Origin of the sequence: Mesorhizobium sp. M7A.F.Ca.CA.001.10.2.1, from assembly GCF_003998575.1 — a bacterium.
GTDB lineage: Bacteria > Pseudomonadota > Alphaproteobacteria > Rhizobiales > Rhizobiaceae > Mesorhizobium.
This window is the reverse complement of the sequence record NZ_RZQY01001113.1, coordinates 1-1,021: the sequence shown is the minus strand read 5'-3', so window position 1 is coordinate 1,021 and position 1,021 is coordinate 1. Positions and strand designations below refer to the sequence as shown.

1 protein-coding gene is annotated in these 1,021 nt (G+C 67.2%); it reads left to right on the top strand.

Annotation, left to right across the window (positions count from 1 at the left end):
* Positions 1-1,021, top strand: a 1,021-nt coding sequence (locus EN964_RS35505; RefSeq protein ID WP_127277517.1) for an aldehyde dehydrogenase family protein, incomplete at both ends; no start/stop codon positions are given.

Genomic DNA, 1,021 nt, shown 5'->3' with positions numbered 1-1,021 from the left:
GGTCGGCACGGTCAGCGAAGCCGCCGCAAAGCAAGTCGCGACCGCCGTGCGCTTTGCGGTGGAAGCGCAGCCGGCCTGGGCAAAACGTCCCGTTGCCGAGCGCGCTGCCATCCTCAATCGTGCCGCCGATATCTATGAGGCGAATGCGGTCGAGTTCTTTGCACTCGCCACCCGCGAGGCCGGCAAATCGCTGGCCGACGGCGTCGCCGAAGTGCGCGAGGCCGTCGACTTCCTGCGCTACTACGCCACCGAGGCGGCCAATGCGGAGGCGGGCACGCAAGCGCGCGGCGCCATCGTCTGCATTTCACCGTGGAATTTTCCGCTCGCCATCTTCACCGGCCAGATCGCGGCCGCGCTCGTCACCGGCAATTCGGTCATCGCCAAGCCGGCCGAGCAGACGCCGCTGATCGCCTTCCGCGCCGTCGAATTGCTGCGCGAGGCCGGCGTGCCGGAAGATGTCATCCAGCTCCTGCCCGGCGACGGCCCGTCGGTCGGTGGCCCGCTGACCGCTGACCCGCGCATTGCCGGCGTATGCTTCACCGGCTCGACCGAGGTTGCCAAGCTGATCGAGAAGCAGCTGGCCGAGACGGCCGAGCCCGACGCCATGCTGATCGCCGAGACCGGCGGCCTTAACGCGATGATCGTCGATTCCACCGCGCTGCCCGAACAAGCGGTGCGCGATATCCTGGCCTCGGCCTTCCAGAGTGCCGGCCAGCGCTGCTCGGCGCTGCGCGTGCTCTACGTGCAGAAGGACGTCGAGAAGAAGATGCTGGAGATGCTGAAGGGCGCCATGGAGGCGCTCAATGTCGGCGATCCCTGGCGGATTTCGACCGATGTCGGCCCGGTCATCGACGACGAGGCACAGACCTCGATCCGCGAGTACTGCACGAAGATGGGCCTGCAGGGCCGGCTGATCGCCAAGCTCGAAGCGCCGAAGGAAGGTCGCTTCGTCGCGCCCCACGTCTTCCGCGTCAAGGGTATCGAGGATATGGAGCGCGAGGTGTTCGGGCCGGTGCTGCAT